Below are 21,631 nucleotides of genomic sequence, written 5' to 3'. Positions count from 1 at the left end.
AGTAGGGTGCGCAGTGCGCACCTTACCAATTACCAATTACCACTTCCCTAATCTAAAATCTAAAATCCAAAATCTAAAATCGAATTATGGATATTGTTGAAAGCGTCAAAATGGCCGTCACAACTTTGATGGCAAACAAGCTTCGCAGCACCTTGACGATGTTAGGAATTATCATCGGCAATGCTTCTGTCATTTCGATGATCGGTATCGGCGAAGGAGCTCAAACATTTATCGAGGGACAAGTTAACTCTCTGGGTTCAAACTTGCTATTTATTATTCCCGGAAGTCCTGAAGCGCAAAGCCGCCCGGTGATTCCGCCCCAGACTTTAGTAGTGGAAGATGCAGAGGCGATCGCATCTCAAGTTCCTTCTGTCCAAGAAGTCGCACCAACTCTCAATGACAGTCAACTCGTTACCTACCGCAACAAAAATGTCTCATCTTCGATTGTGGGAACTACCCCAGAATTTCTGACAGTCAGAAGCTTTGATGTTGGTCAAGGTCGATTTTTAAGCAAGTTAGATTTAGAAAGACAAGAAAATGTAGTAGCTTTAGGATCGGAAGCAGCAGAACAATTGTTTGGCAATACACAGCCAGTTGGTCAATACATTCGCATCAAAAACTCTAGTTTTCAAGTGATTGGTGTCATGCAGGCAAAAGGTTCTAGTTTTGGCGACAATCAAGATATGAATGTTTATTTGCCACTAACAACAATGGCAAATAGAATCGTAGGTCGCTCGTCTCCCTACGGTACAAAAGTAACATTTATTTCGGTTGCTATCAAAGATGAAACTATGATGCAAGCTGCTCAATTTCAAATAGAAAATCTGCTCAGATTGCGTCATAAAATTACTAAAGAGGATGATTTTACTGTTCGCAACCAGAAAGATTTGATGAATACTTTGGGCAGTATTACTGGGGCTTTGACGTTGATGTTGGCTTTCGTGGCGGCAATTTCGCTGTTTGTGGGCGGAATCGGGATTATGAATATCATGCTGGTTTCTGTTACCGAACGCACGAAGGAAATTGGATTGAGAAAGGCCATCGGAGCATCTCAGCAAGATATTCTAATTCAGTTTATGATAGAGTCTGTGATTTTGTCAGCGGCAGGCGGGGCTATCGGCACTGGATTCGGTATCGGCGGCGTGCTTTTAGTATCTGCTTTTACTCCCCTGCAAGCTAGTGTTTCCCCAGTGGCGATCGCACTTGCAGTCGGTGTTTCCGGCAGCATCGGCTTATTTTTCGGCATTGTACCTGCAAAACAAGCTGCTAAATTAGACCCGATTGTGGCATTGAGAAGTGCTTAATTAGTTTGTTGACTGTTGGCGGTTGACTGTTGACTGTTGACTGTAGTAATTCATTATTAAGTGTGTCATTTTCGCTGTGCGTCGCAATCCCAATCCCCTGGGATTTTGACGCACAGCAAACCATGACATAGGGCTGTCTGGCTTGTTTCTTCTTCTTCATAAAAAAAAATATGAATTTTATTGAAAGCGTCAAAATGGCAGGTCAAACACTGCTAGCAAATAAAACGCGCAGCAGTTTAACCATGATTGGCATGATTGTCGGCAACGCCTCAGTAATTGCCATGATTGGAATTGGAGAAGGAGCTCAAAAATTTGTAGCAGGACAAGTTCAATCCCTGGGTACAAACGTATTAATCGTGAGGCCTGGAGTACCGAACGCTAGGCGAAGTACCATCTCAAGTGCGCCTCAAACTCTCGTACTGCCCGATGCAAAGGCGATCGCAACTCAAGTCCCCTCCGTTCAAGGCGTATCAGCGGAACTTAACAGTTCCGAAATAGTTCGCTACAGCAACAAAAATGTTTCGGCTCTAATTTTTGGCACGATTCCCGAATTTCTAGAAGTTAGAAGTTTTGAAATGGCAAAAGGGCGGTTTTTGACCGAACTTGATGTTAAGCAAAGTAACCAAGTTGTGGTTCTCGGTTCAGAATTAGCGGAGAAACTTTTTGGGAATACAAATCCCTTGGGCGAACAGGTGCGAATCCAAAATGTCAGCCTCAAAGTAATTGGAGTATTGGCGCCCAAAGGCACATCTTTTGGCACGAATTTTGACAATTCCGCCGCTGTGCCGATCGCCACAATGGCCAATCGCATTGTCGGGCGGAAATCTCCCTACGGTTTGGCTGTCACGTCGATATTTATTTCGATTAAAGATGAATCGCAAATGGACGCGGCGCAATTTCAGGTGGAAAACCTGCTGAGATTGCGGCACAAAATTACTACCGAAGATGATTTTAGTGTCAGAAACCAGAAAGATTTAATGGAAAGAATGGGGGCAATTTCCGGCGCTTTGACTCTGATGTTAACTGCTGTTGCCAGCATTTCCCTATTAGTCGGTGGCATTGGCATTATGAACATTATGCTTGTGTCCGTTAGCGAACGCACTCAGGAAATTGGGCTCAGAAAGGCGATCGGCGCCTCCCAACAAGATATCTTGTTTCAATTTATTGTCGAAGCTGTAATTTTGTCGGCTGCCGGAGGGATAGTCGGTACTTGCGTAGGTGTCGGGGGTATCTTGCTTGTAGGTAATTTCACGCCATTGCAAGCTGGAATATCACCCGTGGCGATCGCCCTTGCTGTCAGTGTATCCGGTGCAGTAGGCCTGTTCTTCGGCGTTGTCCCCGCCCGCCAAGCGGCAAAACTCGACCCGATCGCAGCTTTGAGAAGTGCTTAATCAATATATACTTATTCAGTTACACAATCCGCGCTTTTTATGCTGGTAAAAGTATCTTGCTCTAAAGATTAAAAAAAACTGTTTTTTTATAAAAAATTAACAACCTTGCAGTATCTCGTACAGTTTAAATGTATGTATTTTTACGCACATTCACAGCGCAAAACTTCCTAAAAAACCCGTTAACTATTAAATAAAGCTTTACTGTGGCGTTTACTTCTAAACCAGAAAGTTTAATAATAATTAAATCAGGGGTAAACAGACCTAAGCATCTACAGATGGTACTAAACCTTTGCGCTTTAATCAAAATATCCAATAAATAAACATGGCATCCCTGACCCCTAGTCCTGAATTTGACTATCTCCAAGGAACCACCCAACCAGACAGCTTTAACGCCTTGGATGGCAACGACATCATTTATGCCAACAGCGGAGACGACTATCTCGAAGGCGATGTCGGCAAAGACAAAATCTGCGGTGACCAAGGCAACGATACGATTTTAGGCGGTGCAGACAATGACATCCTCTGGGGAGGCAAAGGCAGCGACCTAATTGGTGGCGATTCCGGCAACGACATCATCTACGCGGGCGCAGGTAGCGATACCGTGAGCGGCGGCACAGGCGATGATATATTTGCCATTGCTAAACAGAGCGGTGGTGCAACTGTAGCTACAGCCGACTACATCGCCGACTTCGGCAACGGCAATGACCAAATTCGATTGCTAAACGGCCTCACCTTTGAAGATTTAAACATCCAGCAAGGCACCGGTGCCAACAGCAACAGCACCGTAATTCAAGACAAACTCACGGGCGAGTATTTAGCAGTCTTGCAAGGAGTCAACAGCAACACAATCAACCGCGACCAATTCACAAATCACCTATCGGGAAACCCTGTCACCGAGTGGAACGGAGTCACGCTGAATGCAGTGCGGACAGCTAACACCGCGCCTCCCCTCGCCTCCCGCAACATGGCAATGGTTCACGCAGCCATTTACGATGCTGTTAACTCCATCAGCAAAAAATATACCCCTTACCTTGTGGAAATAGACCCACCTGCAGGTACATCAGCAGAAGCAGCCACCGCCGCAGCCGCCCACCGCGTCTTAGTCAACCTCTACCCAGGACAAGCAGCCACATTTGACGAAGCATACGCATCGTCTCTAGCTAAAATTACCGATGGCAAAGCCAAACAAGACGGGATTGCCCTCGGACAGCAAGTTGCCGACCAAATTATCAGTTCGCGGAGTACAGACGGCATCACGAAAGTAGTGCAGTACACCCCCTTAACCGACCCCGGCAGTTGGGTGCCTACTCCCCCCGCTTTTGCCGGAGGGCTAGCGCCACAGTGGGCCGAAGTTACTCCCTTTGCGATGACTAGCGGTTCTCAGTTCCGCCCGGCCGGCCCGCCCGCCCTTGACAGCGCCCAGTACGCAGAGGAAGTTAACTACGTCAAAGAAATCGGCAAAAGTGACAGCCTCACGCGCACCCCAGACCAAACTGCGATCGCCAAATTCTGGGCCAACGGCGCTGGGACGTTTACGCCTCCGGGCCACTGGAACCAAATCGCCGAAGAAGCAGCGACTCTCACCGGCCAATCCTTAGAAGATAGTGCCCGCTTGTTCGCCCTGCTAAATTTTGCCCTCGCCGATGCAGCTATTAGCTGCTGGGATGCCAAGTACCAGTACAATTTATGGCGGCCGGTGACAGCTATCCGCCAAGCTGACACAGACAACAATGCCGAAACGACAGCCGACCCCCTGTGGACTCCGCTGATAACTACTCCGCCGTTCCCTGAGTACACGTCGGGCCACAGTACCTTTAGCGGTGCAGCCGATCCTGTTATGAGTTCTGTATTTGGTTCGGATTACGGCTTTGGAGATCGGGGAGACAGGAGTGTCAACACTTTGCGAACCTATGAAAACTTCAGCGAAGCGGCCGATGAATCGGGCATGAGTCGCCTTTACGGAGGCATTCATTTCATGAGTGCTAACGTAAATGGTTTGAGTGCTGGTAGAAATGTGGGGAATTATGTTGTCCAGAATTTCTTAAAGGCTTAGGAAAGCTTTTTTGTGGGGTGGGGGCGGGTTTACGAGATTGTGGGTTTTACGCAATAATTATTGTTGGTAAAACCCGCCCCAACAGGAGGCATGAGTTTTTACATTTTTCTTTCTGTTTATTCCAGCAGTTCTACAGTGCCGAGATACCCATCTACTCGGACTTTTTGACCGTCTCGCAGGCGAGTTGTCGCTTCCGAAATATTCATGACTGCGGGAATTTTGTACTCGCGAGCGATAATTGCTCCGTGAGATAGTTGGCCGCCAACTTCAGCGATAATTGCGGTTGCTCCTAATAGCAGCGGTGCCCAACCGGCATCGGTGTATGGGACTACTGCGATCGCATTTTCTCCTAAATCCGTGCTCGCGGTGCGGCAAATCTTGACAAAGCCTTCGACACGACCAATACTTGCTGGAATTCCCTGCATGATATTAGTTGCGGATGTGGCAAGTTCGATCGACCTTTTCTGAGAATTGGGCAGCAAATTGCCGTAGACTACAGGGGGAATCTGGCGATCGCGATCGGCTAACAGGCGATCGCGCCTTTCCCTAATTGTATCCTTAAAGGAAACACTCGCCCCGCTGCGAATCCACTGCTGAATCTCCCCAAATTCCAAATAAAAAATATCCCCGCTTTCCTGAAACACCTGCATTGCCAATCCGCAAGCTTCAATCTCCAAAAAAGTCCAGCGTAGATGAGCCAACAACCGCGCGTAAATTTCGCTAATTTCGTTTTTTACGAGCGCTCTTTCTTGACATTTATCTAGTCGCCACTTCTGCCCAAAACTCAATCCTAATTTCCGCTTTTCGACTAAATTACTTTCGGCTTTTTGAGCCATAGTTATTAGCAGTTTTTGGTAAACTTCCGGTTGTTCTCGCCAAGTAGGAACCGCGATATCCGTTCCCACTTCGCTCAAATATCCGTAAATATCAAGCCACTTTTCAAATTCTGCTTGTAAAGCCGGACTTTCCGCAAATGTATGTGCTAAATTTGCGACTGAAATAGTTTCGTCAGGCTGCGAAACAGCAGCTTGTCGCAACTTCTGAGCCAACTGCTGTAAAGCTCGCACCGAAGCAATTTCAGGAGCGCTGTCATTGTCCAGCCATTCATCAGAAACGCGAAAAATTGCCTTGCGAATAGCCAGCCCTATCGGCCCTAATATATTGTAGTAAGTAATCGGTTTCAGCCACTCCTGAATTTGCTCGGCTTTCTCCAACAATCCCGTTAAATATTGATAAGTGGGAATTGGGCATTGGGCATTAGGAATTGGGCATTGGGCATTGGGCATTGGTAATTGGGCATTAGGCATTAATATTCCTTTTGACTCATCCTCAATAATTAATCCGTGTATCCGTGTCAAAATCCGTGTCGTGCCTTCCTTCTCCAGACTTTGCAGTGCCGGGAGGAAAATCAAAGTACGATCGCGCTTAAATTCTGCATTCAGCGCCCTCTCCCGCTGCACCAAACGCCACAAACCGGGCAAAGAAGGCAAAATCTTCCCCAAAGGCGGCTTGCCCATTTTTTGCCCTCTCAGCAAAAATTCCAAACCCTGCTCTGGCAATCCCATCATCCGAAAGATTTCGCCCAACAAAGTCGCATTAAAATAGGCGTGAGAACCGAGCAAAGTTGCCGTTTCATTAAAGTTTAAGCCAGTGGCGCGATCGCCCAAAACCACCTTAAAAATCTCTCCCCAAACCCCGCAAGTCAGCGGCCGATTAATCGACCAAGTTAGGGGGCGAATTGCACCGGGAATCACTTCTGCTGCAATAGTTCGCGTCCAGAATGGCTGCAAATTAGTAATCGGGCGACTTTGCAAAATCCAAACTTTTTCGCCATCCCAACTCCACTCAATATCCTGCGGAATTCCGTGAAAAAATGCTTCAATCGCTTGCGCTTGTTTCACCAGTTCTGCTAAAACTGGTTGAGAAATAATTGAATCTTTTTGGATTTCAGTTAATTTTTTTTCTACAGACTCAGGTTTACTAAAATCAATTTCTAAATGAACAGGAGTACATTGGCCGCCGACAACAGATTCAGCACCTCCCGGCAGAGCTTCTATAATTACCTGGGAACCGCCATCTAAAGGATTGCGACTGAACATGACTCCCGCAACTTGGCTGTCAATATAAGGCTGAATTAATACAGCCATTTGCGTGTCTGGCAGTTGTCGCTGTCGGCGGTAAGCAACGGCTTCGGAAGTCCAATAAGACTGGCGACAGCGATTAATTGCATCGATTAATTCTGCTTTACTGAAAACAGGGCCAATAGTTTGATATTGTCCGGCGGCAGAACTCGTATCGCCATCTTCTCCCGCAGCCGAAGAACGCACAATCATTCGATTTTGGATTTTGGATTTTAGATTTTGGATTACAGAATTAGGAATTGATAATTCCTCACCATTTTCTAGATGCCCGATGCCCGATGCCCGATGCCCAATGCCCGATTCATTCAATAATATCCAACCATTAGGTACGTTAAAACTGGCGCGTTTGAGTTGAGACAATTTAGCCGCTTTATCGCCGCAGATTGCAGCATCTAACGAGTCATCAAGAGAAAACAATTTTTCTGATTTAGATAAAGCCATATCGTCACCCTGACTGAAATTAATTGCTGCTAACAACAAAGCTAATCCTGTTGCTGCTAAAAATTCCGGCATTGATTGTCGCCACACCCAAACCCAGATAGGAGTACACAGACACCCACAACGGGAAGCAAAGAGTCTCGCCCGATCGCCCTCACCCCACCACCGCTGTGCCAAACCCCACACCAGCAGCCCCCAAATGCCCGATGAAACAGCCATCGGCGGCGAAAATACCAAAAGACCCCAAACAGCGTTGGTCACGCCTCCACCTCGGGCGATCGCATATCGGCCCGCAACTAGCGGAATTAACAGGGCGATCGCGATCGCAGGTGCATCCGGGAAGCAAAATCGCCCCGCCAAAACCGGCAAAATACCTCTGGCAATTTCCGCCAACACTGCAGCAATTCCCGCTAATTTCCCGCCGTGAATGAAAGCAGCAGACACACCCACATTCCCCGTACCCAGCGCCCTCAAATCTCGGCGGGTAAACACTCGCACCGCCCATCTCGTTAGCGGTAAAGCACCCAGGCTGAAACTCGCAGCCAACAGCAATGCTATTGTCCCCAACGGCATAAAATCTGATCTCCTATTTTCAACCTCTAAACATTATGACGGCAATTCTGCCAATTTTTCAGTCTTCAGATATATCTACAAAACAGCATTAGCACTTAAGATAATGTAAAAGTAGAGTAAATAAGGATTTAGCCTAATGATAGATATCAGCTTGACCACGCCCATCAGCCAAGTAATGATTGAGCTGCTGATGCAACAGCCAGTGCCGGAATCAAGTGTCAGCTTGAACGCTCCCATAGCAGTTCTGGTTGCTGGCTTTATTGCCGCAACTACGATCGGCTCGATCGCCTGGTATAACTCCAAGCGTCCCCCCGGTTGGGAAGCCAAAGAACGCCCTGATTTTGTACCGAAAGTTGATAAAGACGATTTGATTGCTGATGTTTCTGACTCCAAAGGTAAATAAAACAAAGTTTCTTTAGAGGAATAAAAGCAGGACTTGTGCATTAATGAGAAAACTCGGTCATTGCGAGTTTGTCATTGCCAGCCGGAGCGCGGCAATTTCAAGGCTTCACTTTTCCATTTTTGGCGCAAGTCCTAGAAATTTCAAATCCCAATCTAAAATCTACAAGATGGATAAAGTGCGCTATCAGCACCATACATATACAGGGCTTACGAAAAAATTAAGGCTCGCGAATTAAATAACTTACAAATTTAATTGTTATTGTGGGATGGGCGTCCCGGCAGTCTTTTTTGGACGGACGGGACACCCACCCCACAATCTTGTGGAAGTTATTTAATTCTCCTTTTTAAGTAGTTTGACACGATACATATAGGGTAAGGTGCGCCATAAGCACGCTAGATATACAGGACTTAGGAAAAAAATAATTTTACATAACTAAATATAGTAAGGTGCGCCCAGCACACCTAGAGATTCCTCTTTCAAGACAGATAGAGAATTTCTGCCTAAGTATTGTGAATATAGTGTAGGGGCAATTCTGAAAAAGCCCCTACAAATCGGCGATATCCCGCAATTTCTGCTTGCTTATTTTTGCAGCGGATTGAGTTTCGTAACCGAGCTTTCCTTGGCATCTTCAGCGCTATCTTTTAGGAAAGCAGAAGCATCCTTAACGGCGGCGCCTACTCTCTCTAAAATATTGGCATCGGGATCGCTGCGATCGAATACGGGTTGAGCCTTAGCCGGCTGTCCGTCTGGCGCTTCTAACAGAGTTTTATCTCCGCCGATTTCGAGGTCGAACTTGTCAGTTTCCATCGGTGCAGAACCAGGATAAAGCAGCTTTGAGGAATTAGATTCAGCGGTAGTCGAGGCCAGGAGACGATCGCCCACGATCGACAAATCAGCCCGATTCTTTTCTGCTTGAGCAGGCGACTGATTTACTTTAGGATCGGTGGATGTTTTATAATTCGTGTATCCATCACCCCCACCCTTGTGAGGGTTATTCATTCCTCCAGCTTGAACGGGAGGATTCTCAGGCCGAGCACCCCGAACATCGCCCGAATTGCAAGCGGTGCTGGTAAACAGAAGCACACCTGCCATCAATACAGTCAAAAATTGACCTATACGCAGTTTTTTCAAAAAAGAAGTTACAGTGTTCACAAAAGGTTTCCATTTTTTTACTACTACTTGTCATAGAGTAAAAATAAACTCCCCCTATCTGCCTCTAACGGCGGTGATATTTTGCCACCGATTGCTAGCATTTTTTTTATAACTTTAGAGGGATTTAAAAAGTGTGATGGTCTTCGAGAAACTCTTTTCGGTATGACTAACGCACTGATATCTAGAAACCCGGTTTTTTACCGGGTTTCTAGAATAAGTTCGGTTGAGACACTCGTACCCGAAAGACAAGAAAAAGCCAGAGGTAGTTTCAAAGCATAGTCTTCGGGTGCGTCAGTTCCAATAATTGCTCTATATCAAAAGCCTTTCTGTTTTTGACCCCGCCCAAAAACGCATACTTGCCAACGAGTCCAGTCGTGGAGAGATCAAAATTTTAGACTCTTGTTCAACCTCCCAGATTTATCTGTGGAGTAAATCTAACATCTAAAATCTCAAATCCACTGACGCACCCTACCAGCTACTAACCTCAGAACCCAACTGCTAATTAGGGAATTTTTCGACTTTCGCTTCAGCTTGCAAAGTCAGCACACCAGCTTCCACATTTAGCTGCTGAATTCGCAGGGACATTCCCTCAATTTCAAAATTTCGCAAGTTTAAAACTTCACCAGCTTTGTCCGCCAAAGCTGCTGTTAACTCCGGCGAAAATTCCTTGTTTTCGGGATACTCGACATCCTGAAGAGAAATTGCCCAACCGCCCGCTGCGATCTCAGGTTTTGCTGTGAAAGAAATCTTTTCCGTGGAGGCAGTTTCCCGCACCAATACCTCAGCATTTAAAGCGATTTTTCCGGCTAGCAATTTGCACTCAATAGTTTTAACGTCTATTGTCTGCTGTTGTCCGTCAACAGTAACTTTTAAGTTTTTCAGTTTCCTACTGATGTATTCGGAATTAAAAGCGCGGTTGATATCGCTTTCGGTTAAAACGGCGCGCGCCCCACCGAAGGCAGGCCCGTTCATTTCTATTTTCCCGAACATAGCGCTCAGGGGATTGACAGCAATATCCTTAACGTGGATTTGCAATTCTTCCACGCGCAAATCTTGCTGCATTACCAATCCTTTGCCCTCAACGGCAACGGCCTCTACTTCTCCCTGGGCTAGCTGGCCAGGATCGGTGTTAACTGTGACAGACAAAGTTTCAGATTCATCTAATTTGCTAGCAATAGCAATCTCGGCTACTTTGTCGATCGCCTGTTCCCCTAAACTTCTATTTTGTTGAAGCACGCTCAGAATTCCTAATAATATTGTTGTAAGAAATAGTAGTTAATATTTAAGTCGTTTACCGTCTGCCTCTCGGCAGGTTTATCATCTGAAAAAAACTCTGCCAAAGACAGAGGGTTTCCAGAAAATTCCTAAAATTAATCAGGTACTCTTCGGCGCACTCTACATTGAAAATCAAGCATCCAGGATACCAGCCCCCGTATTCATCCGTGGGGTCAATGCTTCAATTCTAAAATCTAAAATCTAAAATCTAAAATCTAAAATCGATTGACTCGGTTGGGAAGCGGTGAAAACCCAAAAACTCGGATTTTTGCCCAAAGTATTTTCTAGAAGTTCGATCGCCCGCTACAATAAGTAAGAGCCGGCACCGCTTTTTGCAATGAATTCAGAATCAACTCTCGCTAGACTACAAGCTACACTTCCCGACGGAAAAATGCCTTCTAGCTACGGGGTATACTTCAAAAACACCCTAGTAGCCCTCTGTCACGCCCTAGAAGACCACATTTTGCAAACCAGTGGCGGGGACAAGAGCGAACTCCAACCCTTAGTTTTGGTAACGTTTCAGCAGGGAAAATGGTATTTACAGGAAGCAGATCGCTACCTAGATATTGCTAATGCCTCGCGGCGCGTGGTCATCGGTGCAGTAGCCGACAGCGGTTTCGCTACCCACAAAACCGGGCAATTAGAAAATGTATCTTTAATAAATCTCGATGAGAACGACCCCATAATCCAAGAATGGAATTTAATCATCCTGGCCCCGACATACAAAGCAATGGTGCTTTGTCGCGAACTTTCAGACCAGGAATACTTGCCCGAAGGCAAGCCTGAAGTAGATACAGAACGAAAGTTCTACGGTTTGTGGTCGTTTGACCAGTCTTTGGTGTCGGCTGCTGCAGAAATTTTTATAGAACAGACGCGACATTACAACTCTCCCCTGGCCGACAGTTTGCTGGAAATGTACCACGAAATCCTGGCTACCATTGGCCCGCCCTTAGCAGACATTAGTGGCGTGGTATCGCGGATAGTCACTTACTTGCAAAGTTCTCAGCAGCAAATGGTAGCAATTAACCGCCAAACCCGCGAGTTGTGGGAATTGGAAGGTCAAGCTTTGCGCGTCAGCCGCAATTTGAACGCTAACAAACTTCAAGCTTTTCTGCGGATGGCCCAGCGCGTAGACGAACGCGATACCGCAAACCCCACAGCGTCTTTGCAGGTGGCGGCTTTGTCGGAAACTTTGGGTCAACTGCTGGATTTGCCGGCTTTGCAGTTGCGGAGGCTGCGGCTGGCTGGATTGCTATTTCGAGTCGGCTTAGTTTCTGCCCCGAATGAGGTGTTTGATCGCACCCCCGATGCTTTCGACCCAGCAACTTTCTCTTTTTGGCGCGATCGCAGTTTCATTGGTTCCCAACTGCTGCAAGCAATGCCGGAGCTAGCACCTGTGGCGGAAATTGTCAAGCACCAACTCGAATATTGGGACGGCAGCGGCAGGCCAGAGGGTTTGCGAGCCGAAACCATACCCGTTGCTTCGCGGATTTTGGGGTTGGTCGCCTATTTTCAAGAATTGACTCAACCGCGTGGCGATCGTTCGGCTTTGAGTTTGAGCGAAGCTTTGGAAGAGTGCCGCGAACTGTCTGGCAGTTGCTTCGATCCGGCTTTGGTGGAAACTCTCAGCAACGTCGTCAGACTGACAGAAATGGGTTTGATGGAGTTACCGAACCGCCCGAGTCAACTGCCGAATGTATGGTTGGAGGAATTGGGCGATCGAACGACCGCGACCGCTCCGGCATTATAAAATAACTGGATTGTTGACTGTTGACTGTTGACTGTTGACTGTTGACTGTTGACTGTTGACTGTTGACTGTTAACCAACAACTGACAACCAACAACTGACAACTGACTAATGACTAATGACCTCGAAGCCATACGAAAAGGCAAAATTTTGATGTTGGTCGGCACTAATTTAGCCGGCAAAGACTTAGCGGGAGCCGAGCTCGCCGATGCTAACTTGTCTCAAGCCAATTTGACAGGAGCTAATCTCGCCGGCGCTAACTTGCAGCGGGCAGTATTGCGAGCCAACCTCCGCGGCGCTGACTTGAGCGGCGCCAACCTGCGAGGCGCAGATTTTCGTAATGCCGATTTGCGGGGAGCTTCCTTCGCTAACGCTTTAGTCCGCGACGCAAGTTTTGGGGGTGCTTTTTTGACAGGGGCTGCGATGATCGGCAATTTGGATTTGAGCGGTGTCGATTTTCGCGGCGCCGATTTGCGCGGCGCTTCTTTGGCTAGGGCAATTTTGCGCTCCGCCGATTTGAGCAATGCCAATTTGTCCGGCGCTGATTTGTCGGGAGCTGACTTAGAAGAAGCGATCCTGAATGGAGCCGTACTGCGCGGCGCTAACCTGACGGGGGCTAATTTGCTTTGCGCCACGATCGAACAAACCCTTTGGGATGGAGCGTTGCTCGATCGCGCCTGTCTCCAAGGCACCCCCCTGAGCCATTAAATTTCCACAATGTGGTTTTGAAGACAGACAAAAAACAATCTCTGCTTATGAAGTGAATAAGCACAAGCGATTTTTACATTTCTTAATATGGGGTTATAATGGCGACTGTAGATGAGCAAACGAATAAATGGTAGCAGCTTTGTTTAGCAGTACATCCTTTCAAGGTCAAAGTGGCGATCGCCTTGTTAGTAAAGTAGCAGGAGCTGCGATCGCAGCCTTATTCAAGCGTTCTGAAAAGGCTGAAGCCAACATCCGAGTCGAACCAGTAGCCAAACTCTTGCAGGGAAGCATCGACGGTTTCGACTTCATTGGCAAAGGTATGTTGATGTACAACGGCCTCCGCATAGAAGTGATGGAACTCTACTTGCAAGCAGTCTCAATTGATTTTGGGGCAATTTTTGCAGGTCAAGTGAAATTGCGACAGCCTACCCAGGCAAATATGCGAGTAGTCTTAAGTCGATCGGATTTAACCACCTCATTCAATACACCTTTTGTAGTTGAAAAACTCCAGAAGCTGAAGTACCAAGAGCAATCTCTGCACTTTCAAAACACTCAAGTCAGCTTTGGAGCCGACAAATCAATTCGGCTTCAGTCCGAAATTACCGTAGGCGATGCCAGCGAACCGATCAACATAGATATTACAGCTCAGTTGCAAGTAGAAGACAGACGCAAAATCCAATTTGTCAGCGTTACTTACGGCGGTGACGGGCAAGCAGTAGACTTGGGCCAAGCTATAATTGCCCACGTAAATAACTTGCTAGACTTAGACAAATTTGCCTTAGAAGGCACTCAACTGCGAGTAGACCGCTGCCGAGTTCAGAACGACGAGCTGGTTTTCTACGGTTGGGCTGGTATCGAACAGTTCCCCAAAGGCAAGCGCTAAACCTCAGCAGGCTGAGGTTTACCCACCCCTCTAGTTTGGAAAAAGAGCATTTTTCAGTTAGCAAACAACCCGCACCGGCGGGTTTTGCTTTAGATGTTAGATGGGAGAAAAAATCTAATATCTAAAATCTAACATCTCTGTTCGATAGACTCAAAATCAGCACTGAGGTTGATTCAGGCTGGCAAATTATTTTGATAGATTTAAATAATAAATTAAATCACCCCTCAAGAATAAAGATGCTCGGATTTTATTTATTTTGTATCTACGTCGCAGTCTTGTCCGTGCTTGCGGGGCCCAGCCACCGCCGAGCTGAGAAATGGTGGGTAGAAATTGTCACCGATTTGCCCCACTGTACCTACTACTTTGGCCCCTTTGACACCGACAAAGAAGCTTCCAGCAATACTCCAGGCTACATAGAAGACTTGGAAAGCGAGGGAGCCAAAAGGCTTAGCATCCGCATTAAACGGTGTCAGCCTTCGCATCTGACCATTTGCGAAGAGGAAGTCTCAGAAAGTGTAGCGATTTAATGATTTTGAGTTTTGAGTTAACTCAAATCTCAACAATAAGATAAAAAGGCTCTTTTTCTAGTCCTTGCCTTGCGGACTTTGTATGTCTAGCAGTGACTTAGATTCGCCCCGCCTAAAACTCTTCTCCACCGAAATGCTGATTTAGACAGCACCTACTCTCAAAACTTACCTCGTCAAATCAGCACTAAGGACGAGCCGATCGAGTTATTTGCCCGGATAAGTTGAGAAGAGTAAAAACTACTCAACTTGTTGCAGAGGTGAATTATGTTTGAAGTTTATATGTTCGGTCTGTTCTTGGCGGCGGTTTCGATACTGACTCAACCGATGGCCAGCAGTAGAGGTCGCGAGTGGTGGGTGGAAGTTGACACAGATTCGCCTAAGCACACCTATTACTTTGGCCCCTACGACAGCAAGGATGAAGCTTCTAATAACACTAACGCCTACATCACAGACTTGGAAAAGAAAGGAGCTAAAAACATTAGCATTAACATCAGGCAAGGTCGCCAACCAAGTCAGCTAAAAGCTAGCGAAGAGTCTTGAGAAAGTGGAATGTTCAACTATGAATAGGTCGATCAACCTAAATCTACTAGGGCGCGGGTTGACCAATATCGATGAGTTCAGAGCCAGGATATTGGTAAACCCGCCTAAACCCAAGAGATGATTCGCTCCTCTTCCTAATTTTGTTTGGTACGAGCAATGCAAGTTTTTTCAAAGTAGCGCTTGGTTTAAATTGCTCCGGGGATTAAAAGTGCGATTGGCTTTGATTTTTTCATAGCATTCGCGTTCTACAGTGCTAATTTCTTTCGGTGGCACAATCGCAATTTTTACTAACAAATCAGTCCGCTCGTCTTTCTTGGGTTTCGGCCATCCTTTGCCCCGCAACCGCAAAGACTGACCTGAACGAATCCCCGCTGGAACTTTCACCGTGATCATACCTTCAGGCACCGGCACTTCAATTGAAGCTCCCAACACCGCTTCGTCGGGAGTTATCGGCACTTCGCAAACCAAATTCTCTCCTTCAAACTGGAAGAAAGCATGAGGCAAAACTTCTAATTTTAGGTACAAATCTCCCTGCTGCTTGGTGTACGGGTCAACTTGACCTTTGCCTTTTACCCGAATTTTACTGCCGCTTTTCACTCCTGCTGGAATCGAAACTTCGCCCGTGGCGACTCGCTTAGAAGTTCCCCGAAATGCTTCCCCCAGAGTCAGAGAAATCACCACCTCGGTGTCGAGAGAGCTTCCGGGGCTGCGGTTTTCGTACCCCGCGAAATCTTCAAATCCGCCAAAACCTGTGGGCCCGCCACTGGTGTTGCGGTAGTTACTGTAATTCCACTTGGCGTTGCGGGCACCACTAGCACCGGGGCTACCTGCGCGGCCTAGCAAGGCATTGATAAATTCGTCAAAACTGCCGTACTGGCTGAAGTCAACGCCGCCAAAGTCTACAGTCGTACTGCCCCCGCCTGGCCATCCGCCTGGAGTTGTGGCAGCCTGCTTCCAGTATTGACCGTATTGGTCGTATTTTTTGCGTTTTTCAGGGTCTGAGAGCACTTCGTAAGCTTCGTTTACTTCTTTAAAACGAGCTTCGGCTTCTTTGTTGCCGGGGTTCATGTCCGGGTGATATTTGCGGGCTAGTTTGCGGAAAGTTTTTTTAATTTCGTCAGAACTGGCAGTTTTGTTGAGTCCCAAAATAGCGTAATAGTCTTTAAAATCTGTTGCAGCCATTAAGCAATCCCCTCTTTATTAGTTGTTATTTGTTAGTTGTTAGTTGTTAGAAAGAATAAATCCCAAATTAGTCGCAGGATGGCGCATTAGTATAATGCCAGGAGCCGAAGTGCCTGCGGCATCTCATTCAAATTATAGGTTATCAAAGGTTTGGACTTGATCGAGTTCGGTTGTTGCTTGGCGTTCGATCGCAATTTCCGCACTCCGCTGCTGTTTAAGATTTTATAGCATTCGGCTCTCTCGTGCAGAAGGGAGCCGGAGCAGCCGCCTCTAGAAATGCTTTTGGCCTTCGATAGCAAAAACAATGCTTTCATCCATTAAGGAACGTCCTTCACCTATAGGCCGTTGCTATACCTGTGAGCTTTGATACGGTGAAACTCCTGCAGTCAAAACTTTTAGGGAGTTATGAGGCTTAGGGCTTTAGGGAGGTGGCAGCTTGGTTGAGGCGAGGGGGCGAAAGCTTTTGCTGTTGCGGGCGCGAGCCCAGGAGGGTTAATGGGCGCGGACGATCGAGCTTTTTTTGGTCTTTTTTTCCGGGGCGCGGTGCGATGGCTACGCCCCGGCTTACGCCTACGAACTTCTCGGTATGAGCTTTATCACCCAATCGAAATCTTAGCCGGTTTTCATCAGCAAGTTCGATCCTATCAGGTGTCTAAATTGTGACTATATAATACCCTAACTTGCGCCGTTCTTCCACAAAATTTCTAGATATTTTTTATTAACCCCACACCGGTGCTATAATTTTTTTTTTTTACAACCTCTGAATAGATTTAAATCCAAGTAATATAACATAATGTCTCCCCTGTCTGTTAGCTACATCACACACTTTTATAAAACATTAAGATAGGATAGTAGAGTGATCAGCTTTTAACGCTACCAGGGTGCTAACATTATGAATTATTTGCTAAGTTGGCCTTGTGGCTGCTGCGACGATTGGAAAGATAGTTCCGAGAGTTCTGTTTTACTCAGAAACGGGCAGCGCATTTGTCAGTCCTGCTACCAGCGCAAATACAAGAATCAGAAGCTATTGGCCAGACGCCGGCGATCGGACATATCTGTATCACGGCAGACAGTAACAGAGACTGTCGCTTATTAATAATGCGCGGGCCTTTGAATAAAGCCAAGTATTTCGACAACCTCGCCTCAGCGGTGGGAATAAATAATCAACTAAAAAAAGAATGATTTTCGTCAAATGAATTTCGTCATCAGTCATCAGTCATCGGTCATTGGTGATCTGTCACTAATTTACTTATTTATCATCAGTCACTTGCTGAGAGGTAACAGATTTTAACTTAAAAAACTAATGACTGACGACTAATGACTAATGACTAATAACTAAATGATAGTTCCATCAGGAATCGTGGCATTTTTCAGAACTACGATAATGCCGCTGCGGATGTAAAAACCTTGGTTTTCGCGGTTGGCTTCTTCCACTCGGTCTTTATTAATTATTTGAACATTGCGGCCAATGCGGGCATTTTTATCCACAATCGCGCGGCGAATTGTAGTATCTGCACCGATACCGAGGGCGACGCCGCCGTTGTCCAAACTCGAATGCCGTTCGGCGTCGGGTTCGTAGAAGTCAGCACCCATGACTAGAGTGTCTTGAATCGTACATCCAGCTTCAATGCGCGATCGAACTCCCAACACAGAATGGTCAATCCGGCACTGTTTGAGAATGCAGCCTTCAGCAATAATCGATTCAGTCACGTGAGTATCTAAAAGCTTAGTCGGCGGCAAGAAACGCGGGCGAGTATAAATCGGCGCATTTTCATCGTAGAAACTGAAAGGTGGCTTAGGCTGTTTTGTCAGAGCCAAGTTAGCATCGTAAAAAGCCTCAATGGTTCCGATATCTTCCCAGTAATCGTCAAACAAATAAGCTTGAACGTTGTGGTCTTTTGCATTATTCGGAATAATCTCTTTACCAAAATCAGTTTGGTTGGGAGATTCTTTCAGGAGTTTAATCAGAACTTCTTTTTTGAAGACGTAAATCCCCATCGAAGCAATGTAAGGGCTTTCCTGAGCCTGCTGCGCTGTCAGTCCCAGTTTAGTAGTATCCACCTGCATTTGTTTGAGCGCATCGCCTTTTGGCTTTTCGCTGAAAGAAACAATGCGACCGCTGTCATCGATTTTCATCAAACCAAAATCAGAGGCCCGCTTCTCGTCCATAGGCAAAACTGAGAGGGTGATATCGGCATTGGTTTCGCGGTGTCTCTGCACAAACTTCTGGTAGTCCATGCGGTAGAGGTGGTCGCCCGAAAGAATCAAGTATTCATCAACATCCCACTCTTCTAGCAGCCAGAGATATTGGCGAACTGCGTCGGCTGTCCCTTGAAACCAGTTGGGGTTTTCCTGAGTTTGCTGGGCGGCGAGCACTTCGGCAAATCCGTCGGTGAAGCCGGAAAAGTTGTAGGTGCGAGCGATGTGACGGTTGAGGGATGCCGAGTTGAATTGCGTGAGGACGTAGATTTTGACTATTTCGGAGTTGATGCAGTTGCTGACAGGAATATCGATGAGGCGATATTTGCCTGCAAGAGGAACTGCGGGTTTGGCTCGCAGTTTGGTTAGGGGGTAAAGGCGGGTGCCTACACCGCCACCGAGGATGATGGCTAAGACTTTTTTCAAGGAACTTTCTCCCTAGGGTCGATTAACTCTCCAAGTACAGTGTCGGATGGTGAGGGCTTCTTGACAAGGGGGGGGAGCAAGGAAGTTTTGAGTTTTGAGTGATGAGTTGAGTCGCTTACCCACAAACCGGGTTGTTTAATCCAAATACTTCTTCCGACCCTCAATAAGAGTTAAAAAACCCGGTTTATAAGAGTTGGAGTGTTTCCGGGGCTGGAGTTATGGCTTTTGAGTTGTGAGTTAAAATACCCCTCTATCGATAATGAATATTTAAAATAGTTGGGAGTTGTGAGTTAAAATACCCCTCTATCGATAAGGGCAGTTTAACAAAAGAATAAGGTTCTGGGTTTTGGTAGTTAATAACAAGTTTTGTGGGTAAATTCCCCGTTTTGGCAATTTATCGCTCCCGGCTCATGGCGCTGTTGTGCTTTTTCAAAGCAGGTGGCGATCGCACCGCCACGTCCGCTGAGGCTCTGTTTGGGCCCAAAGTGCGCTCTGGTTCTGTTTGAGTTTGATCGGGTGGTTTTTGCTGGCGTTCCTGTTATGTGAGTGTGTCCAACTCCACTGCAGGGAGGAAGCGCCGGCCGCCGGGACGATAAAAAATTTCTAGGTAGAGTCAGTTTTCAATCTTAAATTGACTGCACATTTGTGTAAGATTTTACAATTTGTCGATCGACAAAATTGCATAAAATGTCTATTCTCTACCAAAAGCTAGATCCGCGAGTAACCTTTACTACTGTAGCCTAACCCCTAAAAGCTAGAAAAAGTGTATGCTAATTCAAACGCCGGACTGGGTTAAAAACGCCGTATTCTACCAAATATTTCCCGATCGCTTCGCCAAAAGCAAACAGCCCCGCAAACGCCTGCTGCAAAACTTCATGTGGGAAGAATGGCACGAAATCCCCACTCTGCAAGGCTACAAAGGGGGGGACTTGTGGGGCGTGATGGAACAGCTAGACTACTTGCAAGACTTAGGCATTAACGCAATTTACTTCACCCCAATATTTCAGTCGGCCAGCAATCACCGCTACCATACCCACGACTACTATCAAGTCGATCCGATGTTGGGTGGCAATCCGGCTTTTAAAGAGCTTCTAGACGCAGCTCACGATCGCAACATCAAAATCGTCCTCGACGGCGTATTCAACCACGCCAGCCGCGGCTTTTTCTTCTTTCACGACATCCTCGAAAACGGCCCCCATTCTCCTTGGCTGGATTGGTTTAAAGTTGAAGGCTGGCCGCTATCGGCCTACGACGGCAATTTTCCTGCTAACTATGCCGGTTGGGACGGGAATCGAGCACTTCCTGTATTCAATCACGAAAATCCAGAAGTGCGAGAATACATCATGGAAATCGCCGAATACTGGATTAAATTCGGCATTGACGGCTGGCGGCTGGACGTTCCTTTTGAAATTAAAACCCCGGGATTTTGGCAGGAATTTCGCGATCGAGTCAAAGCAATTAATCCCGAAGCTTACATTGTCGGCGAAGTTTGGGAAGATGCGAGAGAATGGCTCGATGGCACTCAGTTTGACGGGGTGATGAATTATCTTTTTGCTGCCCCGACTATTGCTTTTGCAGCGGGCGACCGGGTAGATTTAGCTCAAATAGAAGGTCGTTCTTACCATCCCTATCCGGCGCTTTTTGCTAAAGAGTACGGCGAAAAAATTCAGCAGGTTTTGGAACTGTACCCGTGGCCGATACAGCTAACTCAACTCAATTTGTTGGCCAGTCACGATACAGCTAGGTTGCTGTCAATTGCGGGAGGCGATAAAGCTAGCGTCGAACTCGCTACTTTGTTGCTGTTAACTTTTCCTGGAGCTCCCAGCATTTACTACGGCGATGAAGTTGGTTTACCCGGTGCTCTCGATCCCGATTCTCGCCGCGGTTTTCCCTTAGAATCTCGCTGGGAACTTGATGTTTTAGATTACCACAAACAGTTGATAGGTTTGCGGCACAAATACGCTGCCCTCCGCACTGGAGCGTACCAAGTTCTGTTTGCGGAGGGAACGGTTTACGTTTTTGCCCGAATTTTGGGGGATGAGGAAATAGTTGTTGCGGTCAATGTCGCGACAGAATCAGCTAATATTAGCTTTGAGCCAGCTAATTTGAAATCTCCTCACGATAAATTGCTGTTCGGTAAAGGCGAGTTTGTTTGGAAAGGTGACGGGGAAACTCGGCATTTAGAATTGATGCTGCCGGCACGCTCTGGCTTGATTTTAGGTTCAGATAATTAGTTTAAAATGTAGGGTAGTCTGCTCCCCATAGGCCTACATTTATCCGTGTAAGGTGCGCGCCAGACATTTATCCGTGTAAAGTGCGCACCAGACATTTATCGGTGATTGGCCCCGCGTATTCTAAGTTTATTAGAATTTATTATAGGCATCAGGTGCGCCTAGCGCACCCGAAATTTCCCAGCGAAAACACAAGTTTTATTCGGCTGCAACCAATGCTGGTATTAGCACCGCATCAATGATATGAATGACGCCATTGTCGGCAAGAATATTTGGAGTGATAACTTTAGCATCATTCACTTTAATGCCGTCAGAAGTATCAATTCCCACCACAGAACCTTCCACTGTTTCAGCAGAACTTAACTCAAGCAAATTCTCAGTTATAGTCATTTCAAATAAGTATGAGACACTCTTTATGCACAATAAGCACGAATAACTTCATCAAGAGATGTGCCAGG

At 46.6% G+C, this 21,631-nt stretch carries 16 protein-coding genes; 10 read left to right on the top strand and 6 right to left on the bottom strand.

What is annotated here, in order from left to right; genetic code table 11:
• The first annotated feature begins 86 nt into the window (after positions 1–86).
• The 3 genes from QUB77_RS05145 (at position 87) to QUB77_RS05135 (ending at position 4,748) form a co-directional block, all read left to right on the top strand.
• The gene (locus tag QUB77_RS05145; RefSeq protein WP_333170795.1) at positions 87–1,304 is read left to right on the top strand and encodes an ABC transporter permease; all 1,218 of its coding nucleotides are present in this window, start codon (positions 87–89) and stop codon (positions 1,302–1,304) included.
• Between the two features lie 170 nt (positions 1,305–1,474).
• Positions 1,475–2,695 (top strand): ABC transporter permease, encoded by a 1,221-nt coding sequence (locus QUB77_RS05140; RefSeq protein ID WP_333170798.1) that lies wholly within the window; start codon positions 1,475–1,477, stop codon positions 2,693–2,695.
• 322 nt (positions 2,696–3,017) lie between these two features.
• Positions 3,018–4,748 (top strand): chemotaxis protein CheB, encoded by a 1,731-nt coding sequence (locus QUB77_RS05135; RefSeq protein WP_333170801.1) that lies wholly within the window; start codon positions 3,018–3,020, stop codon positions 4,746–4,748.
• A 116-nt stretch (positions 4,749–4,864) separates the two neighbouring features.
• On the opposite strand, the gene QUB77_RS05130 is transcribed toward QUB77_RS05135, so the two are convergent.
• Positions 4,865–7,900, bottom strand: coding sequence for a glycerol-3-phosphate acyltransferase (locus QUB77_RS05130; RefSeq protein WP_333170804.1), 3,036 nt, complete (start codon positions 7,898–7,900; stop codon positions 4,865–4,867).
• 190 nt (positions 7,901–8,090) lie between these two features.
• On the opposite strand from QUB77_RS05130, the gene psb35 reads away from it, so the two are divergent.
• Positions 8,091–8,303, top strand: coding sequence for a photosystem II assembly protein Psb35 (psb35, locus tag QUB77_RS05125; RefSeq protein ID WP_333170856.1), 213 nt, complete (start codon positions 8,091–8,093; stop codon positions 8,301–8,303).
• Positions 8,304–8,882: 579 nt separating this feature from the next.
• On the opposite strand, the gene QUB77_RS05120 is transcribed toward psb35, so the two are convergent.
• Positions 8,883–9,455: a DUF6658 family protein gene (locus tag QUB77_RS05120; protein WP_333170806.1), complete on the bottom strand. Its 573-nt coding sequence runs from the start codon at positions 9,453–9,455 to the stop codon at positions 8,883–8,885.
• A 498-nt stretch (positions 9,456–9,953) separates the two neighbouring features.
• Positions 9,954–10,691 carry a DUF2993 domain-containing protein gene (locus QUB77_RS05115; protein WP_333170809.1) on the bottom strand — a complete coding sequence of 246 codons (738 nt, stop codon included), beginning with the start codon at positions 10,689–10,691 and terminating at the stop codon, positions 9,954–9,956.
• Between the two features lie 376 nt (positions 10,692–11,067).
• On the opposite strand from QUB77_RS05115, the gene QUB77_RS05110 reads away from it, so the two are divergent.
• From QUB77_RS05110 to QUB77_RS05090, 5 genes are all read left to right on the top strand, one after another.
• Positions 11,068–12,480 carry an HD domain-containing phosphohydrolase gene (locus QUB77_RS05110; RefSeq protein WP_333170812.1) on the top strand — a complete coding sequence of 471 codons (1,413 nt, stop codon included), beginning with the start codon at positions 11,068–11,070 and terminating at the stop codon, positions 12,478–12,480.
• 108 nt (positions 12,481–12,588) lie between these two features.
• A complete protein-coding gene (locus QUB77_RS05105) occupies positions 12,589–13,185 on the top strand; it encodes a pentapeptide repeat-containing protein (RefSeq protein WP_333170814.1) in 597 nt (198 codons plus the stop codon).
• Positions 13,186–13,312: 127 nt separating this feature from the next.
• Positions 13,313–14,068, top strand: a complete 756-nt coding sequence (locus QUB77_RS05100) for a DUF2993 domain-containing protein (protein ID WP_333170816.1) — start codon at positions 13,313–13,315, stop codon at positions 14,066–14,068.
• A 236-nt stretch (positions 14,069–14,304) separates the two neighbouring features.
• Entirely contained in the window at positions 14,305–14,595 is a 291-nt protein-coding gene (locus QUB77_RS05095) for a DUF1816 domain-containing protein (RefSeq protein ID WP_333170820.1), read from the top strand.
• A 264-nt stretch (positions 14,596–14,859) separates the two neighbouring features.
• A complete protein-coding gene (locus QUB77_RS05090) occupies positions 14,860–15,135 on the top strand; it encodes a DUF1816 domain-containing protein (protein WP_333170822.1) in 276 nt (91 codons plus the stop codon).
• A 168-nt stretch (positions 15,136–15,303) separates the two neighbouring features.
• Here QUB77_RS05090 and QUB77_RS05085 read toward each other — a convergent pair whose 3' ends face one another.
• Positions 15,304–16,317, bottom strand: a complete 1,014-nt coding sequence (locus QUB77_RS05085; RefSeq protein WP_333170825.1) for a J domain-containing protein — start codon at positions 16,315–16,317, stop codon at positions 15,304–15,306.
• 1,335 nt (positions 16,318–17,652) lie between these two features.
• Entirely contained in the window at positions 17,653–18,942 is a 1,290-nt protein-coding gene (locus QUB77_RS05080) for a glucose-1-phosphate adenylyltransferase (protein WP_333170826.1), read from the bottom strand.
• A 767-nt stretch (positions 18,943–19,709) separates the two neighbouring features.
• On the opposite strand from QUB77_RS05080, the gene QUB77_RS05075 reads away from it, so the two are divergent.
• On the top strand, positions 19,710–21,176 hold the full coding sequence (locus QUB77_RS05075; protein ID WP_333170828.1) for a glycoside hydrolase family 13 protein: 1,467 nt from the start codon (positions 19,710–19,712) through the stop codon (positions 21,174–21,176).
• Between the two features lie 195 nt (positions 21,177–21,371).
• Here QUB77_RS05075 and QUB77_RS05070 read toward each other — a convergent pair whose 3' ends face one another.
• Positions 21,372–21,563, bottom strand: a complete 192-nt coding sequence (locus QUB77_RS05070; protein ID WP_333170830.1) for a fasciclin domain-containing protein — start codon at positions 21,561–21,563, stop codon at positions 21,372–21,374.
• Positions 21,564–21,631: the final 68 nt, after the last annotated feature.

The sequence above is a fragment of the Microcoleus sp. AT9b-C3 genome (assembly GCF_036705485.1).
In the GTDB taxonomy this organism is placed as follows: Bacteria; Cyanobacteriota; Cyanobacteriia; order Cyanobacteriales; family Microcoleaceae; genus Microcoleus.
The sequence above is the reverse complement of the archived record's forward strand: the minus strand, read 5'-3'. Positions and strand labels throughout refer to the sequence as shown.